This is a genomic window from Geofilum rhodophaeum, assembly GCF_002210225.1.
In the GTDB taxonomy this organism is placed as follows: Bacteria; Bacteroidota; Bacteroidia; order Bacteroidales; family Marinilabiliaceae; genus Geofilum; species Geofilum rhodophaeum.
In genome coordinates, this window is the sequence record NZ_MWUJ01000002.1 from 292,509 (window position 1) to 314,620 (window position 22,112).

18 protein-coding genes are annotated in these 22,112 nt (G+C 51.5%); 13 read left to right on the top strand and 5 right to left on the bottom strand.

Annotated elements, in window-relative coordinates; translation table 11 throughout:
- Nucleotides 1-64: 64 nt before the first annotated feature.
- Entirely contained in the window at nt 65-1,540 is a 1,476-nt protein-coding gene (locus B4W65_RS03655; RefSeq protein WP_088653761.1) for a potassium/proton antiporter, read from the top strand.
- Here B4W65_RS03655 and B4W65_RS03660 read toward each other — a convergent pair.
- A complete protein-coding gene (locus tag B4W65_RS03660; RefSeq protein WP_088653762.1) occupies nt 1,537-2,568 on the bottom strand; it encodes a radical SAM/SPASM domain-containing protein in 1,032 nt (343 codons plus the stop codon). The two genes, B4W65_RS03655 and B4W65_RS03660, sit on opposite strands and share 4 nt — an antisense overlap.
- Nucleotides 2,569-2,714: 146 nt before the next feature.
- Between B4W65_RS03660 and dxs the strand changes: the two genes are divergently transcribed.
- Nucleotides 2,715-4,628: a 1-deoxy-D-xylulose-5-phosphate synthase gene (gene dxs / locus B4W65_RS03665; RefSeq protein ID WP_088653763.1), complete on the top strand. Its 1,914-nt coding sequence runs from the start codon at nt 2,715-2,717 to the stop codon at nt 4,626-4,628.
- Here dxs and B4W65_RS03670 read toward each other — a convergent pair.
- Nucleotides 4,623-7,250 (bottom strand): sensor histidine kinase, encoded by a 2,628-nt coding sequence (locus B4W65_RS03670; protein ID WP_088653764.1) that lies wholly within the window; start codon nt 7,248-7,250, stop codon nt 4,623-4,625. The two genes, dxs and B4W65_RS03670, sit on opposite strands and share 6 nt — an antisense overlap.
- Nucleotides 7,251-7,304: 54 nt before the next feature.
- On the opposite strand from B4W65_RS03670, the gene rsgA reads away from it, so the two are divergent.
- From rsgA to B4W65_RS03700, 6 genes are all read left to right on the top strand, one after another.
- Nucleotides 7,305-8,405 (top strand): ribosome small subunit-dependent GTPase A, encoded by a 1,101-nt coding sequence (gene rsgA / locus B4W65_RS03675; RefSeq protein WP_240509470.1) that lies wholly within the window; start codon nt 7,305-7,307, stop codon nt 8,403-8,405.
- 2 nt (nt 8,406-8,407) lie between these two features.
- Nucleotides 8,408-9,574 carry a sensor histidine kinase gene (locus tag B4W65_RS03680; RefSeq protein WP_088653765.1) on the top strand — a complete coding sequence of 389 codons (1,167 nt, stop codon included), beginning with the start codon at nt 8,408-8,410 and terminating at the stop codon, nt 9,572-9,574.
- A 68-nt stretch (nt 9,575-9,642) separates the two neighbouring features.
- Nucleotides 9,643-10,191 carry a YceD family protein gene (locus B4W65_RS03685; RefSeq protein WP_088653766.1) on the top strand — a complete coding sequence of 183 codons (549 nt, stop codon included), beginning with the start codon at nt 9,643-9,645 and terminating at the stop codon, nt 10,189-10,191.
- 12 nt (nt 10,192-10,203) lie between these two features.
- Complete coding sequence (gene rpmF, locus B4W65_RS03690) at nt 10,204-10,389, top strand: 50S ribosomal protein L32 (RefSeq protein WP_088653767.1); 186 nt, start codon at nt 10,204-10,206, stop codon at nt 10,387-10,389.
- A 208-nt stretch (nt 10,390-10,597) separates the two neighbouring features.
- Nucleotides 10,598-11,599 (top strand): beta-ketoacyl-ACP synthase III, encoded by a 1,002-nt coding sequence (locus B4W65_RS03695; RefSeq protein WP_088653768.1) that lies wholly within the window; start codon nt 10,598-10,600, stop codon nt 11,597-11,599.
- 277 nt (nt 11,600-11,876) lie between these two features.
- The gene (locus B4W65_RS03700) at nt 11,877-12,782 is read left to right on the top strand and encodes an NAD(P)-dependent oxidoreductase (RefSeq protein WP_088653769.1); all 906 of its coding nucleotides are present in this window, start codon (nt 11,877-11,879) and stop codon (nt 12,780-12,782) included.
- Here B4W65_RS03700 and B4W65_RS03705 read toward each other — a convergent pair.
- Nucleotides 12,762-13,568, bottom strand: coding sequence for an aspartate dehydrogenase domain-containing protein (locus B4W65_RS03705; RefSeq protein WP_240509471.1), 807 nt, complete (start codon nt 13,566-13,568; stop codon nt 12,762-12,764). The two genes, B4W65_RS03700 and B4W65_RS03705, sit on opposite strands and share 21 nt — an antisense overlap.
- Nucleotides 13,569-13,834: 266 nt before the next feature.
- Here B4W65_RS03705 and pflB point away from each other — a divergent pair, with 266 nt between their 5' ends.
- The 4 genes from pflB to B4W65_RS03725 all read left to right on the top strand — a co-directional run bounded on the left by pflB (nt 13,835) and on the right by B4W65_RS03725 (nt 18,451).
- Nucleotides 13,835-16,048, top strand: coding sequence for a formate C-acetyltransferase (pflB, locus tag B4W65_RS03710; RefSeq protein WP_088653771.1), 2,214 nt, complete (start codon nt 13,835-13,837; stop codon nt 16,046-16,048).
- A 75-nt stretch (nt 16,049-16,123) separates the two neighbouring features.
- Nucleotides 16,124-16,849, top strand: a complete 726-nt coding sequence (pflA, locus tag B4W65_RS03715) for a pyruvate formate-lyase-activating protein (protein WP_088653772.1) — start codon at nt 16,124-16,126, stop codon at nt 16,847-16,849.
- A gap of 32 nt (nt 16,850-16,881) precedes the next feature.
- Nucleotides 16,882-17,661: a formate/nitrite transporter family protein gene (locus tag B4W65_RS03720; protein ID WP_088653773.1), complete on the top strand. Its 780-nt coding sequence runs from the start codon at nt 16,882-16,884 to the stop codon at nt 17,659-17,661.
- A 58-nt stretch (nt 17,662-17,719) separates the two neighbouring features.
- On the top strand, nt 17,720-18,451 hold the full coding sequence (locus B4W65_RS03725; RefSeq protein WP_088653774.1) for a M48 family metallopeptidase: 732 nt from the start codon (nt 17,720-17,722) through the stop codon (nt 18,449-18,451).
- A gap of 74 nt (nt 18,452-18,525) precedes the next feature.
- Here B4W65_RS03725 and B4W65_RS03730 read toward each other — a convergent pair whose 3' ends face one another.
- Together B4W65_RS03730 and B4W65_RS03735 are read right to left on the bottom strand one after the other, a co-directional pair.
- The gene (locus B4W65_RS03730) at nt 18,526-19,389 is read right to left on the bottom strand and encodes a hypothetical protein (RefSeq protein WP_088653775.1); all 864 of its coding nucleotides are present in this window, start codon (nt 19,387-19,389) and stop codon (nt 18,526-18,528) included.
- Nucleotides 19,390-19,428: 39 nt separating this feature from the next.
- Nucleotides 19,429-20,238 carry a hypothetical protein gene (locus B4W65_RS03735; RefSeq protein ID WP_088653776.1) on the bottom strand — a complete coding sequence of 270 codons (810 nt, stop codon included), beginning with the start codon at nt 20,236-20,238 and terminating at the stop codon, nt 19,429-19,431.
- 523 nt (nt 20,239-20,761) lie between these two features.
- Here B4W65_RS03735 and dgt point away from each other — a divergent pair.
- Nucleotides 20,762-22,105: a dGTP triphosphohydrolase gene (dgt, locus tag B4W65_RS03740; RefSeq protein WP_088653822.1), complete on the top strand. Its 1,344-nt coding sequence runs from the start codon at nt 20,762-20,764 to the stop codon at nt 22,103-22,105.
- Nucleotides 22,106-22,112: the final 7 nt, after the last annotated feature.

Consider the following 22,112-nt stretch of genomic DNA (forward strand, 5'->3'; position numbering starts at 1 on the left):
TGTAGGTAGGGGGCAGGAGCTTTTCGGCCGCTTTGGTTTTTCTTATCAGATTTTAGCTACGCGTATGAGTATATCCCTCGAGCACGGAATGTTGTTTGTTGCCCTGCTGCTTTTTGTCAGCATACTGGCCGGTAAAACCTCTTACCGACTCGGTATTCCCACCTTGTTGTTGTTTTTGGCCATTGGCGTGGTAGTGGGGTCTGAGGGACTGGGTTACATCGATTTTAACGATCCGCAACTGGCACAAACGCTGGGGATAATCTCACTCAATTACATTCTTTTTTCGGGAGGTTTCGATACCCGCTGGAAAAGCATTCGTCCCGTGATAGGAAAGGGCGTGGTGCTTTCTACCCTGGGCGTATTGCTCACGGCAGGCCTGGTGGCCCTTGTCGTTTGGTATTTCACCAGTTTTACCTGGCTGGAAGCCTTGTTGCTGGGCGCCATCGTGTCGTCGACCGATGCGGCAGCCGTATTTTCCATTCTGCGTTCCAAAAGTGTCAACCTAAAGGGACAGATAAGGCCCACGCTGGAGTTGGAAAGCGGAAGCAACGACCCCATGGCCTATTTCCTGACCGTTTCTTTGCTCTCGGTAATGCAAGCGCCCGACGGCTCCTTGTGGTCCATCATCCCCCTCTTTTTCTTGCAATTTTCGGTGGGCGCCCTATTGGGCTTTGGTATGGGCAAGCTGGGGCAGGTGGTCATCAACCGCATTAAACTCGATTACGATGGCCTTTATCCGGTGCTGGTGTTGGCTCTTGTAATACTTACCTTTTCGGTGACCCAGTTGCTGAATGGCAACGGATTTCTGGCGGTGTACATTTGTGGGGTTTTTCTGGGCAACCGCGAACTTATCCACAAAAAGACCCTCATTAAATTTTTCGACGGCGTGGCCTGGCTCATGCAAATCATCCTGTTTTTAACCCTGGGTATGTTGGTGTATCCTTCTCAGATGGTGCCCCTGCTGGTCCCCGGAGTGCTGATTTCCCTGTTTTTAATCTTTGTGGCGCGTCCGGCAGCAGTCATGGTATCGCTGAGCTTTTTTAAGATGCACCAGCGCGATCGGCTTTTCATTTCATGGGTGGGCCTAAGGGGAGCCGTGCCCATCGTGTTTGCCACCTATCCCATGTTGATTGGTATTGAGAAGGCCCCGGTCATCTTCAACCTGGTGTTCTTTATCACCGTTTTCTCGGTGCTGATACAGGGCACGACCCTGCCCATTGTGTCGCGTTGGTTGCGGGTGGCCCTGCCGCACAAGCTGCGAAGGCGCACCCCGGTAGACATTGAGCTGTCCGACAGTGTAAAATCAGAAATTGTTGAAGTGGATGTGGCCATGGACAGTCCCGCAGTCAACAAAAAGATTGTGGACCTTAAATTTCCCAAAACAGCGCTCATTGTTATGATTAACCGCGACGGTAAGTACCTTACGCCCAATGGCAATACGGTGCTTCAGCCAAACGATAAGTTGATGGTTTTGGCCGAAACCAGGGAGAGTCTTTCCGAGGCCCTGGAGCAGGTTTGCACCCTGCCCATGGAGGACTAAATCAGCCACTTGCGGCCTTCCGGACAATTCCGGCACATCTCCATTTGGGCTTTGTTGGTCAGTACCTGTGTGCGGAAACCCTGCATCTTTTTGCCCTTCCACAATTCGGGCAGCGGCACTTGCCGGATGTTCCCAGGTGAATAATCCAAATCCTTATCGTAGCAGCACGGGGCTGCCTGTCCGTCCCACGACACCACTGCCGAACTCCATTGCTTGTAGCAGTGCTTGTACATTTTGCCTTTCATTTGCAGGCGCCCGTCCACCATTTTGTAGCGCGAGTAGCGCTGATTTTCAGGCGGTGCCACCTCCTGATTGCCAAAATCGTAAAACTGAGCCGATTTCAGTTGCAGGCGATCTACGCCCTGCGCTTTGCACCAGCGTTTGAGTGCGGGAATTTCGTGCTCGTTGTGGGCAAAGACAAGAAACTGGACGCAAAGAATAGGGCTGTGCTTTTTCAAGGCCTTGCGTCGTTCTAAAAAGGTGCGAATACCTTCCTGCACCTTAAGCAGATCGCCCCCTTTGCGGTAGCGCGCATAAGATTCCGGCGTAAGTCCGTCCACCGAAACAATCAACTGGCCCAGTCCGCCCAAAATCAATTCGTCGCAACGCCGGGGCGTCAGGAGCAATCCGTTGGTACTCATCGAGGTAAAAATTCGGCGTTCTGTGGCCAGTTGCACCATTTTATCCAGCTGCCGATTGAGTAGGGGCTCGCCCTGAAAATAGAGGTTCAGAAAACTGAGTGGGGTTCCGGCCTGGTCGAGCAGCTCTTTCAGGATCCCTGGTGTCATCATACCTGCTTTGCGCGTGAGTACGCCGGCGCCTACGGGGCACTCGGGACATTGCAAATTGCATTGCCCGGAGGGCTCCACCGAAAGGGCCCAGGGCTGCCCCCAGGCCAGGGGCCGCCTCAGCAGGCGGGAGACAAAAAAGCTGCTCAGTAGCGCCAGTATGTTGACCAGTCGCCCCACCTTAAAAAGGCCCAGCAAGTGGCGGTAAAAATAGAGTTGTTGACGGTGTGAAATCCACATAAGTGCTCGCTTTATGGCCCTAAAATAAACTATTTGGCCCGAACAGGCCGAGCCCTCCGTCAAAAATCCGAAGCTCGTGGAACAAACTATCTGTTAACAAAGTGTTATATTTGCAGCATTGCCCATAAAGAGAACATTGAACAGGAATGGAAGAAGCCGCATATCCCCTTCTGGAACAAATAGATACCCCCTTTGATCTGAGAAAACTTCCGGAGGAGAAGTTGCTTCAGGTATGTGGGGAGTTGCGCGACTTCATCATCGATGCGGTATCCTGCAACCCGGCTCACTTTGGTGCCAGTCTTGGTGTGGTGGAACTGACTGTGGCCTTGCATTACGTGCTCAATACGCCCGAAGACAAAATTATTTGGGATGTGGGACACCAGGCTTACGGGCATAAAATTCTCACCGATCGGCGCAAGCTGTTCCACACCAACCGTAAGTACGGTGGTTTGAGTGGCTTTCCCAATATTTTTGAGAGTCCCTACGATGCTTTTGGGGTGGGGCACAGTTCTACCAGCATTTCGGCAGCGCTGGGTATGGCTACCGCTTACAAGCGTCAGGGATTATCGCAGCGTCAGGTCGTGGCCGTAATTGGCGACGGCTCCATGTCGGCCGGTCTCGCCTTTGAGGGACTCAACAACCTGGCGGCTTCGGGCGCCAATGTGCTGGTGATTTTGAACGACAACAACATGGCCATTGATCCCAATGTGGGGGGACTCAGTGAGTACCTGGTAGATATCGCCACGAGTCGCACCTACAATAAGGTGCGCAAGGAGTTGTTCGGAGGCCTGTCCAAATTGAAACTGGCGGGTCCGCGTTCCAAGGAGATGATTGTCAAAATCAACAACAGCATAAAGAATCTGTTGACGCGGCAGACCAATATCTTTGAGGGACTGAACATTCGTTATTTTGGTCCGGTTGACGGGCACGATATTGCGCACTTGACCAGTGTGCTGAGCGACTTAAAGCACATTCCCGGTCCCAAAGTGTTGCACGTAATTACCAAAAAGGGCAAGGGTTTTAAACTGGCGGAGGAGAACCAAACAGCCTGGCATGCCCCAAGTGGTAAATTTGATCGGCAAACCGGATTGATAAAGGAGGAGGCATCCGGGCAACCCAAACCACCCCGTTTTCAGGATGTTTTCGGTCTTACCCTGGTGGAACTGGCCCGGGAAAATGAGAAAATTGTAGGCATAACGCCTGCCATGCCTACAGGTTGCAGTCTCAATTTGATGATGGCAGAAATGCCCGACCGGGCATTTGATGTGGGCATTGCCGAACAGCATGCGGTAACTTTTTCGGCCGGACTGGCCATTGCCGGTATGCTGCCCTTTTGCAACATCTATTCTTCCTTTATGCAGCGCGCCTACGATCAGGTGATTCACGATGTGGCGTTGCAAAAGCTGAATGTGGTTTTTTGTCTCGACCGGGCCGGACTGGTAGGGGCCGACGGGGCTACCCACCACGGGGTGTACGACCTGGCTTTTTTACGGTCGGTACCCAACCTGGTGGTTGCTTCGCCCATGGATGAGGTGGAATTGCGCAATTTAATGTACACGGCCCAGTTGCCCGATCAGGGGCCTTTTGCCATTCGTTACCCACGGGGCGTGGGTTCGTTGGTCGATTGGCAGCAGCCCTTTGAGGCCTTGCCGGTGGGTAAGGGGCGCTGTCTCCGAAAAGGAAGCGGCGTAGCCGTTTTAAGTATTGGTCCCCTTGGGGCCAAAATGGCACGGGTTTGCGAGCAGCTGGCCGAAGCCGGGATGAATGCAGGGCACTACGATGTGCGCTTTGTAAAGCCCCTCGACGAGGACCTGCTGCATGAGGTCTTCCAAACTTATGCCAAGGTGCTTACCGTGGAGGACGGGACCATTGTGGGGGGACTGGGTTCCGCGGTGGCTGAGTTTATGGCGGATCATAATTACCAGGGCGTGGAGCTGCGTCGTATGGGGGTGCCCGACCGCTTTGTAGATCATGGTACCCAAATGGAGTTGTTTCGGGAGGTGGGCCTCGATATGGAGACTATTCGCCGAACCCTGGAGCAGCTTTTCTCTGAGCTATAGTATCTTTTCGAAGGCAGGCAGTCGGATGATGAAGGTGGCGCCTTCGTGTTTTTGAGATTGCAGCTCGATTTGACCTCCCATAGCTTCGGTAAGGGTTTTGCAGAGGGTGAGCCCCAGGCCGGTTCCGCCATAGCGCTTGGATCGGGATTCATCTTCCTGCCGGAAGGCTTCAAAGACTTCTTTCTGTTTATGCGCAGAAATGCCAATGCCTGTGTCGCGTACAAAAAGATGAACCTCCTGGCCTTCCTTGGTATAGCCCATGGTTATGCTGCCTTTCTCGGTAAATTTTATGGCGTTGTTCAAGAGGTGTTTCAAGACCTGTTGCAAACGTTCGTAATCGGCCAATACTACGGTCTCCGTCGTCAGTTTTTCGGGCAGTTCCAGTCTGAGCTCCAAGTCTTGTCGCGAGGTCTTCCAGAGTCGGTTGCGGTAGTGGTGAAAGAGCAGTTCCAGAAGGTCGTCAACGACGATGGTGGTGGACTTGATCTCGAGCAGACCGCTTTCAATTTTGGAAATATCGATGACGTTGTTGATGATTTCGACAAGGTCTTCGGAGCTGGTGTTGATGGTGTGGATGAATTCGTTTTTCATGGCCTCGTGCAGGCCTTCCTGTCCCAATAGGTTCGAAAAGCCCACAATGGCATTGAGGGGAGTGCGTATTTCGTGACTCATATTGGCCAGAAAGGCCGATTTAAGCCGGTCGGCTTTTTCGGCTTTTTCCTTAGCCTGCACCAATTCCTTCTCGGTTTGTTTGCGCCGGGTAATGTCGTGGAGACTAAAATAATAGTGCACGCCATCCTTAAGGTCTATCTTGCTGGCGTTGACCTCTACCTGTACCAATCTGCCACTGGCGGTCCGCACCACCTGGTCGCCCTTGTAGTTCTCGCCCTGGTCAAGCTTTTGAAGCAGATGCAGATAGGTTTTGAGTCCACGGTAGCCCCCCAACAGCTTTGTTGGGTTCTGTTTCAAAAGGTCTTGGTGCCGGTAGCCGGAGAGCCGGCAGGCGGCTTCATTGCTGTAAATCAATTCGCGCCTGCAGTTGACAATGAGCACGGCATCCACGCTGGCGTCAAGTATTTTTTGGTGGCGTTCCTCGTTAACCTTCAGGTCTTCTTCGTAACGCCTCATTTGCGTCAGATCCTGGGCAATGAGCAGAATCAGTCCTTTTTGATGAAACCCGGTCCCCGGGATGCCGGTAAGTCTGACATAGAGGGGTTGTCCGGCTCTGTTGTGTAGGGCAACGTCAATATCGGCGCTGCCGGTCTGTACAATTTCTTCGTAAAAAGCATGTATGCTGCCGAGGTCCTCCTTGTCCTGCTGATAGAGTTTGGACAGATGCAGGCCCATTAATTCTTCCCGCTCGTAGCCCAGGGTTTGAATAATATGGTCGTTCAGATAATGAATCACACGGTCCTTCACCAGCAAAATACCAATGGGGGCAGTTTTGATGATGCTGTTGAGGAAGTATTCCTTCTCTGCCAGTTGCTGATTGATGCGCAGTATTTTATTGTGACTCTTGCGGTTGTTGTCCTCGGTCTGCTGATGATCAATTTGTCGCGCCAGCATGCTGCCGATGGTGGCCATCAGTTGGTGGTCGATTTCGGGATTGGGACGCTCCTTCCGCCATTGGGCAAGGATTAATCCGTTGGGAAAGCCTTGTGTTTGGATCCCGAAAACGAGGCCGTTTTCGGGACAGAGTCCATACGAACTGTGCAGATTTCGCTTCTCTTCGGTGATCTGCAGTTGGAAACTGGCGGGATCGGGCAGAATGGGAAAGGGGAAGGGGTCCGGGAGTTCCAGTTTTTCGGGCAGGGCAGCTGTACAGAAATCCGATTTTCCCGCGCAGGCCGTGAGTAAAAAGGTGTCGCGACTGAAGGGGGCACTCTGGTATATGGCCAGGGCATCCATCTGCCAGGTGTCGGCCATGCGTTGGGCAATCGAGAAGAAAATGTTTTGGAGCGATTCTCTACTATTGAGTAAGGTGGCTGTATCCAATAAAAACTGTTGCTTTTGTAAGGATTGACGCAGTTGACGGATTGAGGCGTTTTGCTGAAAGGCAGCGCTGATTAAGCGGGAAACGGTCGTCAGTAACAGCCGCTCCTTTTCCTGCCACATTCGCCGGGTCCCGCACTGGTCAAAACCAACAAATCCTCTTATCCGACGGCCTGTATGGAGCGGAAAAACCAAAATGGAACAAATGTCCTGGGCCTTAAGAATGTCCACCAGGTCGCCGGGCAATTCTGTCTCGATGTCTGCAGCCTCGATATAGCCGGGCGACTGCAGCAAATCCAGCCAGGAAGGGACCCCACTGTAGGCAACGCTTTGCAAATAATGTCGTTGCGAGGTCCAGCCCGGATGACACCACTCATAAGTATTGCTGCAGCTGCTGTCGTCGGCACTGTTCTCAAAAATGTAAACCCGGCTTACGGCAGTATGCTTGCCCAGATGTTCCAGGGTATTATTGATGCGGTCTTCAAAAGGGAGTTCGCTGCTGAGTATCGAGGAAATTTCGAGGGGCAGATAGTGTGCAGCCTCTTCTTCAGGATGCAGCCGAACGCCCAGTCCGGGTACTTCCGTCTGGGCCTTTGTTTTGTTTATTCCTGGTACGGCTCTATCACACATCCTATCCTATCCGCTGTTTTATAAGTCAAAGATAAATAGTTTTTTATACCCTTCATGGCGTTTTTGACCACCGTTGCTTTTGGCACGACCAAAGTCTGCATTTTGTTTGTTGACTGTCCCCAAGCTCCTGTGCCGTGGCGCCCCATCATAAATAATGCCCGGGCTTTTGTTGTTCGCAGTCCGAAATTACTTATTTTTGAGGGTGTTTTGTTTCATACTATGGGAAATACTATGGAGGGCATAGTCATTAAAGCCACCGGCAGTTGGTTCATGGTCAGGAATGACCAGGGCGGCACGGTGCCTTGTCGCCTCAAAGGCAAACTGCGCCTGGAGGAATTAAAAAGTACCAGTCCCGTAGCCGTTGGCGACCGGGTAGATTATGCATTGGAGGAAAAGGGTGATGAAGGCCTGATTGTGGCCATTCTGCCGCGTAAGAATTTCATCGTCCGTAAAGCCACCAACCTGTCGAAACAAACCCATATTTTGGCGGCCAATATTGATCAGACTGTCTTGCTGGTGACCATCAATTATCCCATAACCACCACTGTGTTTATCGATCGCTTTCTGGCCTCGGCCGAGGCCTACAGTATACCGGTACATTTGGTTTTTAATAAGGTGGACCGCTACGACCAGCTGCACATACAGCAGCTCGAGGACTTGCGGCAAATGTATGAAGGTATCGGATATCAGACCCTGGCTGTTTCGGCCCGGCACCAGGAGGATTTGAGTCACATCAAAGCACTTTTGAAAGACAGGACCACCTTAATTGCCGGGCATTCGGGGGTGGGCAAAAGCACCCTGGTGAACCGTTTGGAACCCGGACTCAAATTGAAAACCCGCGACATTTCGGCTGCGCACCACACCGGAACGCACACCACCACCTTTGCGGAGATGCATCCCTTCTCCTTTGGTGGCTTTGTTATCGATACCCCTGGCATTCGGGGGTTTGGACTGATTCAGATGGAGAAGGAGGAACTTTCTCATTACTTCAGAGAAATTTTTGCAGCCTCCTCTGCCTGTCAATTCAACAATTGCACCCATTTGCACGAACCCGGCTGTGCCGTTAAAGAGCAGGTGAGCGAAGGAAACATTGCGGAGTCGCGTTACAACAGTTATGTAAGCATTATGCTTCAAAAGGACGAAAAGTACCGCTGATTATGCAGCTCTACCATCTGAAAAAGCGCTGGAAATTCTTTCTCTTTATTGGGGCCGCCCTCATTAGTTTGTTTTCCCTATGGTACACCAATCGACTGGTGGCCGAACTTAAGCTGGAAGAGCAAAAGAAGATGGAGCTGTGGGCCGAAGCCAGCCGTCAGCTGGCTTTGGAGGAGGTGGACCATGGCGAGGCCATGGCCTTGATCCTCGAGATCTTACGCAACAACACCACGGTACCTGTCATTTTAACGGACGACCTCGACCAGATCGTCTTTCACCGGAACATTCCGCTTTCGAGGAAGGAGGAGGGACTTCAGCTGCAACGTATGCTCGATAAAATGAAGCGCTACAAGGAGCCCATCCCGGTTCAGCTGGGACCAGACGATTTTCAATACCTCTATTATTACGATTCGACCCTCCTTATTAAGTTGCAGTGGTTTCCGCTGGTACAGCTGGCAGTAGTTTTTGTGTTTATGCTGGTGGCTTACGTAGCTTTTAGCGCCACACGTCGCAGAGAACAGGATCAGGTATGGGTAGGCATGGCGCGTGAAACAGCCCATCAATTGGGTACCCCCACCACTTCGCTTCTGGGCTGGATGGATGTGTTGCAAATGAAGGAGGTCGATGAGGAACTGGTGGGCGAGATGCGTAAGGACATTGAGCGCTTGCAGACCATTACCGCTCGTTTTTCAAAGATTGGCTCCAGGCCCGAACTGAGTCCGGTTGCCTTGTCTCAAGTGCTCAGGGATATGGTTGGCTACCTGCGCAGGCGCAGCTCAACCCTGGTGCAGTTTGAGCTGGAATTGCCCCGGGAGGAGGAGCTGGAGCTGCCTTTGAGTCGTCCCCTGTTCGAATGGGTTATTGAGAATTTGTGCAAGAACGCCATCGACGCCATTGAAGGGGAGGGTCACATTTTGTTGAAAGTGCAGCGCCAAAAAGACAAAGTGCTTATAGATGTCAGCGACAACGGTAAGGGCATGAGTCGTGCCGTGCTTAAAACCATTTTTAAGCCGGGTTACAGTACCAAGCTGCGTGGCTGGGGGTTGGGACTCACCCTCAGCAAGCGCATTGTAGAACAGTATCATGGGGGACAATTAACCGTTCTGCATACCGCGCCTGGTAAGGGTTGTACCTTTCGCATTGTGTTGCCCGGGGCACATTCTTTATAAAAATTACGCCTTTTTTTTCGCGACGTCTTTTATTTTTATAACTTTGCACAGTTTTTACTGAGGGTGACGTGAGAAAGCTGAAAGAATACAGTATTGAATTTAAGGGACTTAAAGATGGTGTTCACCATTTTGAATTCCTTGTGGATGCTGCTTTTTTCGGGCTTTTTGAAAACGCCCTTTATGAAGATGCGCAGACAAAGGTGCAGGTCAATCTGACCAAAAGTCAGCAAATGCTGATTTTGGATTTCAGTATGGAAGGCAGTATTGTCTCGCTTTGTGATTATTGCCTGGAGCCGCTGAACGTTGCGGTAGATCATGAGAGCAGGATTTATGTGAAGTTTGGGAGCGATTACGATGAACCATCGGAAGACATTGTGGTTTTGCCCCGGGATGAGCATGCGCTCAACGTGGCCCAGTTGATTTATGATTTGCTGGTTACCTCGCTGCCCATAAAGCACGTACATCCGATTGACGAAAGTGGCCGGCGCAGTTGTAACCCCGAAATGGTTCAAAAGCTTTCGGAGTATCTGGTAGAAGATGCCGGGGAAGCCGATGACGATACGGACAGTGATCCGAGATGGGACGAGTTGAAAAAGTTAATTGATAAACACAAGTAAAGAGGTTGAAAAATGGCACATCCTAAAAGAAAAACATCAAAGACCAGAAGAGACAAGAGAAGAACACACTATAAGGCTGCAGTTCCTGCCCTGGGTGTTTGTTCCAATTGTGGCACTTCTGTAAAGCTGCATACCGTTTGTGGCGAGTGTGGCTATTACAGAGGAAAACTGGCTGTAGAGAAAGAAGTTACTGCATAGTATTCCTTTGTTCATTGAGCAAAATAAGTAAGGGGCTGTCTTTTCGACAGCCCCTTACTTGTAAGTCCTTATAGGAGATTCGTGCAGCATTTGGGGTGTCCGCCCCAATTTCTTTTTATAACTTTGTACTACCATTAAACCATATTTAAGTAAATTCATAGCTTACCATGTTGTTTTTCTGGCGGGGAACAACACAAACCACTAAAGAATGAAGAAAGTTAATGCAGTGATAACCGCCGTGGGCGGTTATGCGCCTGATTACATCCTCGACAATCAGGAGTTGAGTCGGATGGTAGAGACTTCCGACGAATGGATCATGACTCGTGTTGGCATCAAGGAACGCCACATTTTGAAAGGCGAAGGCCTGGGTCCCTCTGACATGGCTGTAGAAGCCGTCCGCCAGATTTTTGAAAAGACCGGGACCCGCCCTGAGGAAATCGATCTTATTGTTTTTGCCACGGTGACCCCCGATCACGTTTTTCCGGCCACCGCCAACATTCTGGCCGATAAGCTCGACATCCGCAATGCCCATGGTTTTGATTTGAACGCCGGTTGCTCCGGCTTTTTATATGCCCTGGATACTGCTTCCAAGTTTATTGAAAGTGGGGCCAAGAAGAAAGTACTGGTGGTAGGTGCCGACAAAATGAGCTCCATAGTGGATTACACCGACCGGACCACCTGTGTGCTCTTTGGGGATGCGGCAGGCGCCGTTCTGTTGGAGCCCGGGGAAGAAGAAGGCTATGGCGTCATCGACAGCATTCTGAAAAGCGATGGCTTTGGCCGCAAGTATCTGAAGATGGAAGCCGGCGGCTCCATCAATCCCCCCTCTCATGAAACCATCGATGCCCGTCAGCACTTTATTTATCAGGATGGTCGGCACGTATTCAAGCATGCCGTTTCCAACATGGCCGATGTGGCCGTGGAAATGATGCAAAAGCACAACATCAGCAATAAAGAGTTGGCCTGGCTGGTGCCCCACCAGGCCAATATGCGCATTATTGAAGCTACGGCTGAGCGCATGGGGCTCGACAAGAGTCAGGTAATGATCAACATTCAGCGTTACGGCAATACTACGGCTGCTACCTTGCCACTGTGTTTGTGGGAGTGGGAGAAGCAGTTGAAGAAGGGCGATAACATTATTTTGGCGGCTTTTGGGGCTGGGTTTACTTGGGGGGCAGTTCTTTTGCGCTGGGCCTACCAACCAAAATAATCTTGCAGGAGCGCGCCAAATACTGCGTTATGCTCGGCAGAATAATCCTCATTTACGGAAGTAAACTCCGGTTATTCTGCCGTCGCAAGCCTTGTCTTTGCCGCGCTCTGCAAAGATTTGCAGAGGTATCGGTAAACTCCGTTTTCCCCGACTGCGCAAGCCTTGCTGCCCACGGTTAAAGTCCCTTATTCTGCCGTCGCAAGCCTTGTCTTTGCCGCGCTCTGCAAAGATTTGTAGTGGGTGTTAGTAAACTCCGTTTTTGTTAAAAAACCGTACTATGTTTAAGAAGATGGTGGCCATTGAGCCGGTGGGCCTCGTGCCTGAGGCAGAGGACAAGCTGAAAGATTTTGCCGAAGAGTTGGTGATGTATCGGGATATTCCTGCGAGCGATGCCGAAATGGTTCGTCGTATCGGAGATGCCGATGCGGTGCTCCTGAGTTATACCTCCCTTTTGGGCAAGGAGGTTTTGGCTGCCTGCCCCAATGTGGAATACATCGGCATGTGCTGCTCGCTTTACAGTCCCGAAAGCGCCAATGTGGACATTCGCTATGCACAGAGCCGGGGCATTACCGTAACGGGCATCCGCGACTATGGCGACGAAGGGGTGGTAGAGTACGTGTTGAGTGAGTTGATACGCTGTCTCCATGGTTTTGGCCGGGAAAAGGATGGCAGTCCCCGCGAGCCCTGGGACGGGGTGCCGCGTGAGCTTACCGGCCTGCAAGTCGGGATCATTGGTCTGGGCAAGCTCGGGGGAATGATTGCCGATGCTCTGCACTTTCTGGGTGCCGATATCAGCTATTTTTCGCGCAGTGCAAAGCCCTGGGCCGGGGAGAAAGGCTATCGCTTTTTGCCCTTACAGGAAGTGCTGCGTGGAAGCGAGGTGGTGATCTGCTGTCTCAATAAGCATACCGTGCTGCTGGATGCCGCTGCTTTTGAAGCGCTGGGACAGCGAAAAATTTTATTTAATGTAGGCCTGTCTCCCGCCTGGGAAGCCGCTCCCTTTCAGCAGTGGCTGGAGGGCGACAACCGGGTTTATTGTGATTCGGAGGGGGCCCTGGGCGAAAAAGCCTTGTTGAGCCACCCCCGTGTTCACTGCATGTCGGTCTCCTCTGGTCGCACCCGCCAGGCCTTCGAGCGCCTGAGTCGGAAAGTGCTCGATAATTTAGCCGAATACCAAGGGTGAGGTGAGGCCCTGAAGGGTGCTGACCACGCTCCATCCGGCAATTTCGGCGGTGGCGCTGTACACGTCGATCACCGCCTTAACTTGCTCATTAACAATCTCCACCCTTTGAGTGTCGCCCTTGAATCCGGGCGTAGATTGAATGGTGACTTGCATCTTATCGGGACCCACTGAGGCGAGCGAAGCCGCTACCGCTACATTAATGCGGGTAGGAAAGAGGCCAATGGCCTCACTGGCCGTACCGCTGAAAACCGTCTCGGCCTGCTGCTGCAGCTCCTCCCGGTAAACAGGGGTGTTTTTTAAAGCTCCCGGCCCCTTTTCATTGAAGAAAGTGGCTTTTGCACCACCCATAAGTGCAGCGGTACGCAGCACATCAAACCCACCGGTCGCACCGGAAACCAAATGAACCCGGGCGCCGCCCTGCTTAGCTGTCGCCTTTACTTTTTCCAGGAATTCCGGATCGGCCAGGGCGCCAATCGATAAAGTAACCAGCGATATTCCGGCACTGAGGGCCGGGAGCGCCAGTTCACGCAGGGCCGTGGGGGAGGCGGCCTCAACAATATAGTCGGGTTGCAGCGCCAGCAACTCCTCCTGGGAGCTGCACGAGCGACAGGCCCGCTTGCTGCCCCCCTGGTTGTAGGTCTGGGTCAGTCCTTCACTTTTATCCTTGCTTCTGGAGCAAATACCCAGCAATTCCATATCGTTCAGTAAGCCCTGGTTAAAGGCCTCCACTACAAGGGCGGACAGCTTGCCTGCTCCTAAAATGCCCAAGGTTAATTTTCTCATCATCACAAATCATTTATGTTTCTGTGTGCAAGTATAAGCACTTTAGTACGATAAACCAATTCAACAAAAGCGTCTAAAGTTTCTTGTTTTTTGCGGACTTTGGTTAAAAAAACAGAAATGTAAGGGGGTATAAAACCAATAAGGAAATAAATCTCTATATTTGCATTGTAATCTTGAGATTACAAAAACCACTAAAAAATGCGACCTCCGGTTGAGCGAGAACCGGATGATTGTGTATACTTGAACTGTCAACCTTACAAACTGAAGCAATGTTCAAATCCGGAAACTGGCAAAACGCGATCGATGTACGTGATTTTGTTTTGAAAAATGTAACACCCTACGACGGGGAAGGAGAATTTTTGTGCGACGCCAGTGCGCGAACCAAGCACCTTTGGCAATTGTGTCTGACTGCCATTTCTGAGGAGCGGGCCAACAACGGGGTGTTGGGAATCGATAATGAGGTGGTATCGGGCATTACCTCCCACGGTCCCGGCTACATCGATCAGGAGCAAGAGTTGATCGTCGGCTTGCAGACCGATCAGTTGCTGAAGCGCGCCATGAAACCCTACGGCGGCATTGCCGTCGTTGAAAAAGCCTGCCAGGAGCATGGACTGGAAGTGTCCGACCGCGTAAAAGACATCTTTAACAACTATGCAAAGACCCACAACGATGGGGTTTTTGATGTATATACCCCTGAAATTCGTCTGTTTCGTTCCTTAGGGATCTTGACCGGACTGCCCGATAATTATGCCCGTGGTCGCATCATTGGCGATTACCGACGCGTGGCCCTCTACGGTACCGATCGCCTGATCGAAGCCAAGAAGCTGGATATGTTGGGCTTGATTGGTCCCATGACCGACGAGCGCATTCGTCTCCGCGAAGAAGTGGCCGAACAAATAAAGGCACTGGGACAGTTGCGGGAGCTGGGGGCCATATATGGCTTGGACTTGTCGCGCCCCGCCCAAAGCGCGCAGGAGGCCGTACAGTGGGTTTACCTGTCGTACCTCGCTGCCGTCAAGGAGCAGGATGGTGCCGCCATGTCGCTGGGCAATGTATCTTCCTTTTTGGATATTTATATGGAGCACGATTTGCAACTGGGACTTATTGACGAGAACTATGCCCAGGAACTGATCGACCAGTTTGTGATGAAGCTGCGCATGGTGCGCCATTTGCGCATGGATGCCTACAACGAAATATTTGCCGGCGACCCCACCTGGGTCACCGAAGCCATCGGCGGTCGCCTGGCCGACGGTCGCCACAAGGTAACCAAGACCTCCTTCCGCTTTTTGCAGACGCTGTACAATCTGGGCCCCTCACCCGAGCCCAACATGACCATTCTGTGGTCGAACAGTCTGCCCGAAGGCTTCAAGAAATTCTGTGCCCAGGTATCCATCGACACCTCTTCCATTCAGTACGAGAACGACGACTTGATGCAGTGCACCCGCAACAGCGACGACTACGGCATTGCCTGTTGTGTATCTTTTCAGGAAATCGGCAAACAGATTCAGTTTTTCGGGGCGCGTACCAACCTGGCCAAGACCCTGCTCCTGGCCATCAACGGCGGGCGCTGCGAAATGACCGGAAAACAAGTGCTCCACAACATTCCCGAATTAAAGTCCGACCTCCTCGATTTGGAGGAAGTCATGACCAACTTCCGCCTGGCTATGAAAGAGGTGGGACGGGTGTACAACGACGCCATGAACATCATCCACTACATGCACGACAAGTATTACTACGAGAAAGTGCAAATGGCCCTGGTGGATACCAATCCCAAGGTCAACCTGGCCTACGGGGCGGCGGGACTCAGCATCGTAGCCGATTCTTTGTCGGCCATCAAACACGCAAAAGTGCAGGTGGTGCGTAACGAAGCAGGCATTTCTACCGACTTCAAAATAGAAGGGGACTTTCCCTGCTACGGCAACGACGACGACCGGGTAGATGTTTTTGCTAAGGAAATACCGGCTTACTTCAATAAATTGCTGAAGGAGCTGCCCACCTATAAAAATGCGGAGCCCACCTTGTCCATCCTGACCATTACCTCCAATGTGGTGTATGGCAAAAAGACCGGAGCGACGCCCGACGGGCGCGCCCAGGGCGTGGCCTTTGCACCGGGTGCCAATCCCATGCACGGTCGCGACAAGAGCGGGGCACTGGCGTCTCTGAGCTCGGTCTCCAAAATCGATTATAAAGATTCGCTCGACGGCATTTCCAATACCTTCTCCATCGTTCCCAAAACCCTGGGTGCCGATATGGAGCAGCGCAAGGAAAATCTCGTGTCGATTATGGACGGTTATTTTTCCAAAGATGCCCATCACCTTAACGTGAATGTGCTCAACCGCGAAATGCTGGAAGACGCCATGGAACATCCAGAGAACTACCCCCAGCTGACCATCCGGGTATCGGGCTATGCCGTGAATTTTGTGCGACTGACCCGTGCGCAGCAGCAGGATGTTATTGCACGCAGCTTTTTCGAAACCATATAGGGTTCTTACCATCTTCGGTGCCGGGAGGTCTTGAGCCACCTTCCGGCACCGATTTTTTCACTTAAGCACTTGCCTGTGTTGAATGTACACTCCATAGAGTCGCTGGGCACCTTCGACGGACCCGGCATTCGTTTGGTGTTTTTTTTGCAGGGCTGCAATTTCAAATGCCTCTACTGCGCCAATCCCGACACCATCGCCTTTGAGGGAGGGAATCCCTATGCCACCGAGGACCTGGTGGCCATGGCCCGTCGTCAGCAGCCCTTTTTTGGCAAAAAGGGCGGAATTACCGTTTCAGGCGGTGAGCCGCTGATTCAGGCCAAAGGCCTGATTGAGCTTTTCAAAGCCCTCAAGGAGGCCGGCTTTCATACCTGCATCGATACCAACGGAAGTCTGCTCAACGACGACGTTAAGGAACTGTTGGACTACACCGATTTGGTTTTGCTCGACATTAAGCAGGCGCAGGAAGAACGCCACCGCAAGCTAACTGGACGCTCCAATGCACGCACCCTGGCCTTTGCCGATTATTTGGCGCAAAGGGGCAAGGCGACCTGGATTCGTTACGTGCTGGTGCCCGGCTACTCCGATGCCGAAGAGGATTTGCATGCCCTGGGGCAACGGATTATGGATATGCCCAACATCGAAAAGCTGGAGATACAACCTTATCACAAACTGGGCGTACATAAGTATGCCTCCCTGGGTTGGGCGTACGCCTTGTCGGATGTTCCCGCCAATACAGCGGAGGCCTTGCTTAAAGCCAAAGCCCTTTTCCAGGCCTACGTGCCCGAAGTAGTCATCAATTAAGTCTGCCCTGCAGCATTTCAAAGCAAACCATTATGTCCTTTTCCTCTCCGGCCGAACTGGTTCAGAAAGCCAGCGATACGGCCCTGCATAAAAACAAAAACGGCCTTCGTACCACTTTTATTCTGGCCTTCCTGGCCGGTGCCTACATCGCCCTGGGCGGCTTATTAGCCCTGGTGGTGGGCGGAGGCATCCCCGGTATTGCTGAGGCCAATCCGGGACTGCAAAAACTTTTTATGGGGGCGGTTTTCCCCCTGGGCCTTTTTTTGTGTGTGGTGGCGGGGGCCGACTTGTTTACCGGCAATACGGCCTATTTTGTGCCGCCCCTGTTGTCGGGCAAAATCAGTCTGTGGCGCTTACTGCGCAACTGGGGATGGGTTTACCTGGGCAACTTTGTGGGCGCGCTGTTTGTCGCCTGGTTGTTGGGCTGGCAGACCGGCATTTTTGCTGAGAGTCCCTGGCTCGACAGCCTTATGCACCTGGCGGAGCATAAGACCAGTGCTTCTTTTTGGGTGGTTTTTGCCAAAGGGGTAGGCGCCAACTGGCTGGTGGCCCTTGCCGTGTGGGCCGCCTTTGCTGCCAACGACATTACCGGGAAACTGCTGGCACTTTGGTTTCCGGTCATGGCCTTTGTGGCTATGGGCTTTGAGCACAGCGTGGCCAATATGTTCTTTTTGCCCACCGCCCTTTTTTATGGCTCCGAGGTGGGTTGGTTGTCCTTTTTGGTGAACAATTTATTGCCGGCCACCCTGGGCAACATAGCCGGTGGTGCCTTGCTTACGGGTCTGCTCTACGCCTGGGTGTACCAAAAGTAGTCCGGCTTGGCGTTCCGCCCCGAAAAACTTAATTTTGGGCAGAGCATAAAGAGGCAATATGGCAGATTCTATTCCTTATGAAATGGAGGTGGAGGGCATCGGAAAGGTGTCCTTTCGTCGTCATCCGCGCACTACGCGACTGTCTATTCGCATTAAACCTCTGGAAGGGGTTCAGGTTCTGATGCCGCCTCATGGCACAGTCAATGAAGCGCTGGACTTTGTTCGTCTTAAAAGAGACTGGATTGTTCAGGGGCTTCATCAGATGGCCCGACACGAAGCAGGCCAAACCTTGTTTGACGAGCAGAGTGAATTTAAAACGTGCAGTTTCCAGTTGAAAATTGAAAAAGCCGACCGTGGTGATGTGCGGCTCTTTTTGCACGACGGCGTTTTGCTGGTCCAGTATCCCCAACATCTTCCGGTGCAGCACCCACCCATACAGGAAGCCATTCGTTATGGCATCGAAGAGGCTTTGCGCAAGGCGGCGCACCGCCATTTGCCGACACGCCTGCAACAGCTGGCACAGCAATATGGATTTATTTACCAACGTGTTTTTATAAAAAACCTGAAGAGTCGCTGGGGCAGTTGTTCCGGCGTCAACAACATCAACCTGAACCTGCACCTGATGCGCTTGCCGGAGGCCCTGATCGACTATGTGCTTTTGCATGAGCTCTGTCACACCCGGGAGAAGAACCACGGGCCCCGGTTTTGGGCGCTGCTCGACCGTTGTACCGGCGGACAGGCCCGGCAGCTCGACAGGGCCATGAAGGATTACCGCACCCGTATTTACTAAAAAAGAAAAGGGACGACGCGCAGTTGCAAGTCGTCCCTTTTACTAAGGGTGGGGTTAAGAAGGGTTGGTTAGGGTTAGAAATGGATCATCAGGTAGAGGTTGCCGTAGGCAGAGGGGAAAGTAGTTTGGAGACTGCGGCTGCGGTCGCCGGGACTAACTTCTCTGTCGCCGGTAAAGTAGATCGACTCTACCATGGTTTCGTAACTCTCGTTGGCCTGACTGCCTATGGTCTGTCCGTAAACCAGTCCCATTTCGGCACCGAGGCAAACTCCCGGCATCAGGTAGTACTCTGCACCGGTAAAGGCACCCAGTCCCAGGCTTACTTCTGCACCATAGTTTCTGGTCAGCGGACGCTGGGCAGCCGAACCACTGTAAGCAGCGGTTGAGGGAGCAGGATTCAATACGGTCATTTGGTTGCCGTATTCAAATTCCTCGTTGTACTTGGCATAGCCAAAGAACAGATCCCCGCCAAAGAAACCTCTCAAGCGGTTTTTCCCTCTAAACATCTGGTAGCCCAATTTCAAATCGTAATTGTTGCTGAGCTCGATGCGACGGTCTTCCACTTGGTTCTGACTGAGCGGGTTTTCCATAAAAGCCGCATCGTCGGTTACGTAAAAGTTGTTGACGTCTTTTTCTGAATTGATGCGCAAGGCCAGACGAAGGGCTGCATCGTCGCTCAAAAAGTAGCGAAAATACAAAGTGTTGTCGCCCAAATTCAACTGGTTGTTGCTGCTGCCGTTGAAGGCATTGCCCAGGTAGTTCAGGAAGGGCGAGGCGTCGAAACCGATTCCGAAATCTCCGGCTTTGGGAAAGTATTCACTGCCCTGAGTGGTATTTTCCTCTTCTTGCTCCTGTTCGAAGGCCGCTGAATAGTCGTCCTGGGCAAAAACCCCGAACGAAAGCACACTCAGCAGGAATATTGTGCTGTATAATCTCATTACAAATTTCTTTAAGTGTTTTACTTAATCAGATCCCGACTACTCGTACAAGGTGCCTTCGCCAAAGCTCAAGTCGCCCAAAGCAGGTGAAGATTCATTGTAGGCGCTTACCGAACTGGTGTAACGATAGGTCTTGCGGTTGTTGTTATCTACTTCCCATTTCTTGCTGTAAGTAAATACGGCAGTGGTAGCCTCTCCCTTGGGCAGTGCTACAGTTACAATACCTACTGCGTCGCTGGTAACAGTGGTCGACCAGTCGCCATTGTGAAAGGTGATTTCGGCACCGGCAACCTCTTTTACGCCATCTTCAACATTGACAATGGCCCATACGGTGAAACGACGATCAACAAATTCTGCCAGATTGTCGAAATCCTCATCATCGTAGGTGATCTCGTGAATGCGGTGCTCGCCTGGCTTAACGTTGCCTACGGTGCTTCCACCTGTTTTCTTGAAGATTTTCTCCAGGGTTTCAGAAACTGAATTGAAAGCTTGCTTTTGTTCAAGCACAAATTCAGCAGGGGTAATGCGAACAGTAACGCCCTGGCTGGTAACGGGGACTACTGATTCGATTTGTCCATTCTGTACATACACTGTGTCGATCCAGGTGCCTTTGGCGTTGGGGTTGAATTCGCTGTTGTCTACCGATACAAAGACTTTGGTTCCGTTGGGTGCATGCTCAAGTCCCAGTTCGGTTTTATCCAATTCGGCGTACAAATAAGCCGTTACCGTAGCTTCCTGGGTTTGGTCCAACACCAAAGAAGAGGTTTCCACATCGTCGTCGCAAGCGACAAAACTTACAGCAGCTGCTAAGAGGGCGAGGCCCATCAATTTCGAACGAAAATAATTCATAACAATACAGTTAGAGTTGTTTTTAAAATAATAATTATTATGCTCTCACTAAATAATCGCTGAAAAACAGTCAGTTAAGACGTGTTTAAGAAATATTTCGGCTTTTTTTACAAAAGGAGACTAAATGGCTGGATTTTGAATCCCTGGTCTTTCTTTTTTTTAAAAAAAAAGCTAAAACATCCTTTATTCATTTAAGTTGCTGATAATGAATATAAAACCAAAAACCGTGTCTCGTTTGACGAGTGCAAATTACGCGAAATGATAAACATAAACCAAACAGATATTGATAAATAGAAAAGCTATCCTGACGAATGGTTACAAAACTTTGACGAACGATCGAAAATCGGTGACGAGTGCCAGAAATGGGTTGATGGAGGCCCTGGCCGCTCTGAAGGCAGCAGGCTAAGTGAAGGAGCTTGGGTGCTTTTTACAAAAGCCAAGTTCTTTTTCCTTTTTTGCTGGCAAAAGGGTCGAAATAATGTATTTTTATTGCCCCGAGTTTTTTACTTTAAAATGCCTTACTATGAAATGGGAAAGCTTGTTGTCGGGTCAACGCACCGGTCAGGCGGTCAGGCCCGGTGAGCAGCACGACCGAAGTCAGTTTCAGCGCGATTACGACCGACTGATTTTTTCTTCGCCTTTCAGGCGGTTGCAGGATAAAACTCAGGTTTTCCCCCTGCCGGGCAGTGTGTTTGTGCATAATCGTTTGACCCACAGTCTGGAGGTCGCCAGTGTAGCTCGTTCTCTGGGCAACAACATCAGTCACTTTTTGACCGGTGACTTGGGATTGGACCTTCCGCTGGCCGGTGAGCTGGGGGCTGTCACGGCGGCTGCTTGTCTGGCCCACGATATGGGAAATCCGCCTTTTGGCCACAGCGGAGAGAAGGCCATCTCGCTCTTCTTTAAAGAAGGGGAAGGCCAAAAGTACCGTGCTTTGATTGACGATGAAGCTGTTTGGCGAGATATGATAGATTTCGAGGGCAACGCCAATGCTTTGCGCCTGCTTACCCACCAGTTTGCCGGTCGCCGCCAGGGCGGTTTTGGGCTCACCCTGACCACGGTGGCTTCCATTGTAAAGTATCCCTATGCATCGGCTACCGAAGGGCTAAAAAAGTATGGTTTTTTTCAGAGTGAAAAGGCGACTTATCTGGACCTGGCCGAACGTTTGGGGTTGCAGGAACAAGCCGATCGTCCGGGTGTTTTTGCCCGTCACCCCTTGGTGTATCTGGTAGAAGCGGCCGACGACATCTGTTATCAAATAATGGATATTGAGGATGCCCATAAGTTGGGTATTTTAAGTACCGGGGAGACCCGCGACTTGTTGTTGGCATTTTTTGATCCGGTGCAGGAGGCCGATGCGCTGGAACGTATTGCGGCTACCTGCCGGGAGGTGACCGATACCAATGAGCAGATTGCCTTTATTCGGGCCTGGGTGATCGGTAAGTTGGTAAAACTTTGCACGGCCATATTTATTGAGCAGCACGAAGCCATTTTATCAGGACGCTTTAAAGGAGCCCTGATCGACCGGCTTTCAGGCTGTGCGGCAGCAGCGATGGAGGCTTGTGCCCGCACCGGTTATGAGGTGATTTATTGTCACCCCAAGGTGGTGGAGATTGAAATAGCGGGCTTTCGCATCTTGGGCAGTCTGCTCAAGGAGTTTACCCATGCTGTGATGCATCCCGAAGAGCATCTCAGTCGACTTCTGCTGCCCTTTATTCCCCAACAATACCGCGTGGGGCCTGAAGCGGCAGTCCAACAAAAGATACAAACGGTGTTGGACTTTGTGTCGGGCATGACCGATGTTTACGCCCTTGACTTGTACCGCAAGATCAACGGCAGTAATGTGACAGGAAAACGATTAAATTAGCATAAGG

Excerpts from the sequence above, each read along its gene's own strand:
- B4W65_RS03720 (WP_088653773.1), top strand. The coding sequence starts at position 16,882 with ATGTCCTTTTCCTCTCCGGCCGAACTGGTTCAGAAAGCCAGCGATACG.
- B4W65_RS03695 (WP_088653768.1), top strand. The coding sequence starts at position 10,598 with ATGAAGAAAGTTAATGCAGTGATAACCGCCGTGGGCGGTTATGCGCCT.
- B4W65_RS03680 (WP_088653765.1), top strand. The coding sequence starts at position 8,408 with ATGCAGCTCTACCATCTGAAAAAGCGCTGGAAATTCTTTCTCTTTATT.
- rsgA (WP_240509470.1), top strand. The coding sequence starts at position 7,305 with ATGGCGTTTTTGACCACCGTTGCTTTTGGCACGACCAAAGTCTGCATT.
- B4W65_RS03700 (WP_088653769.1), top strand. The coding sequence starts at position 11,877 with ATGTTTAAGAAGATGGTGGCCATTGAGCCGGTGGGCCTCGTGCCTGAG.
- B4W65_RS03660 (WP_088653762.1), bottom strand. The coding sequence starts at position 2,568 with ATGTGGATTTCACACCGTCAACAACTCTATTTTTACCGCCACTTGCTG.
- B4W65_RS03735 (WP_088653776.1), bottom strand. The coding sequence starts at position 20,238 with ATGAATTATTTTCGTTCGAAATTGATGGGCCTCGCCCTCTTAGCAGCT.
- rpmF (WP_088653767.1), top strand. The coding sequence starts at position 10,204 with ATGGCACATCCTAAAAGAAAAACATCAAAGACCAGAAGAGACAAGAGA.
- dgt (WP_088653822.1), top strand. The coding sequence starts at position 20,762 with ATGAAATGGGAAAGCTTGTTGTCGGGTCAACGCACCGGTCAGGCGGTC.
- B4W65_RS03705 (WP_240509471.1), bottom strand. The coding sequence starts at position 13,568 with ATGATGAGAAAATTAACCTTGGGCATTTTAGGAGCAGGCAAGCTGTCC.
- B4W65_RS03655 (WP_088653761.1), top strand. The coding sequence starts at position 65 with ATGAGTATATCCCTCGAGCACGGAATGTTGTTTGTTGCCCTGCTGCTT.
- B4W65_RS03725 (WP_088653774.1), top strand. The coding sequence starts at position 17,720 with ATGGCAGATTCTATTCCTTATGAAATGGAGGTGGAGGGCATCGGAAAG.
- pflB (WP_088653771.1), top strand. The coding sequence starts at position 13,835 with ATGTTCAAATCCGGAAACTGGCAAAACGCGATCGATGTACGTGATTTT.
- B4W65_RS03730 (WP_088653775.1), bottom strand. The coding sequence starts at position 19,389 with ATGAGATTATACAGCACAATATTCCTGCTGAGTGTGCTTTCGTTCGGG.
- dxs (WP_088653763.1), top strand. The coding sequence starts at position 2,715 with ATGGAAGAAGCCGCATATCCCCTTCTGGAACAAATAGATACCCCCTTT.
- B4W65_RS03670 (WP_088653764.1), bottom strand. The coding sequence starts at position 7,250 with ATGTGTGATAGAGCCGTACCAGGAATAAACAAAACAAAGGCCCAGACG.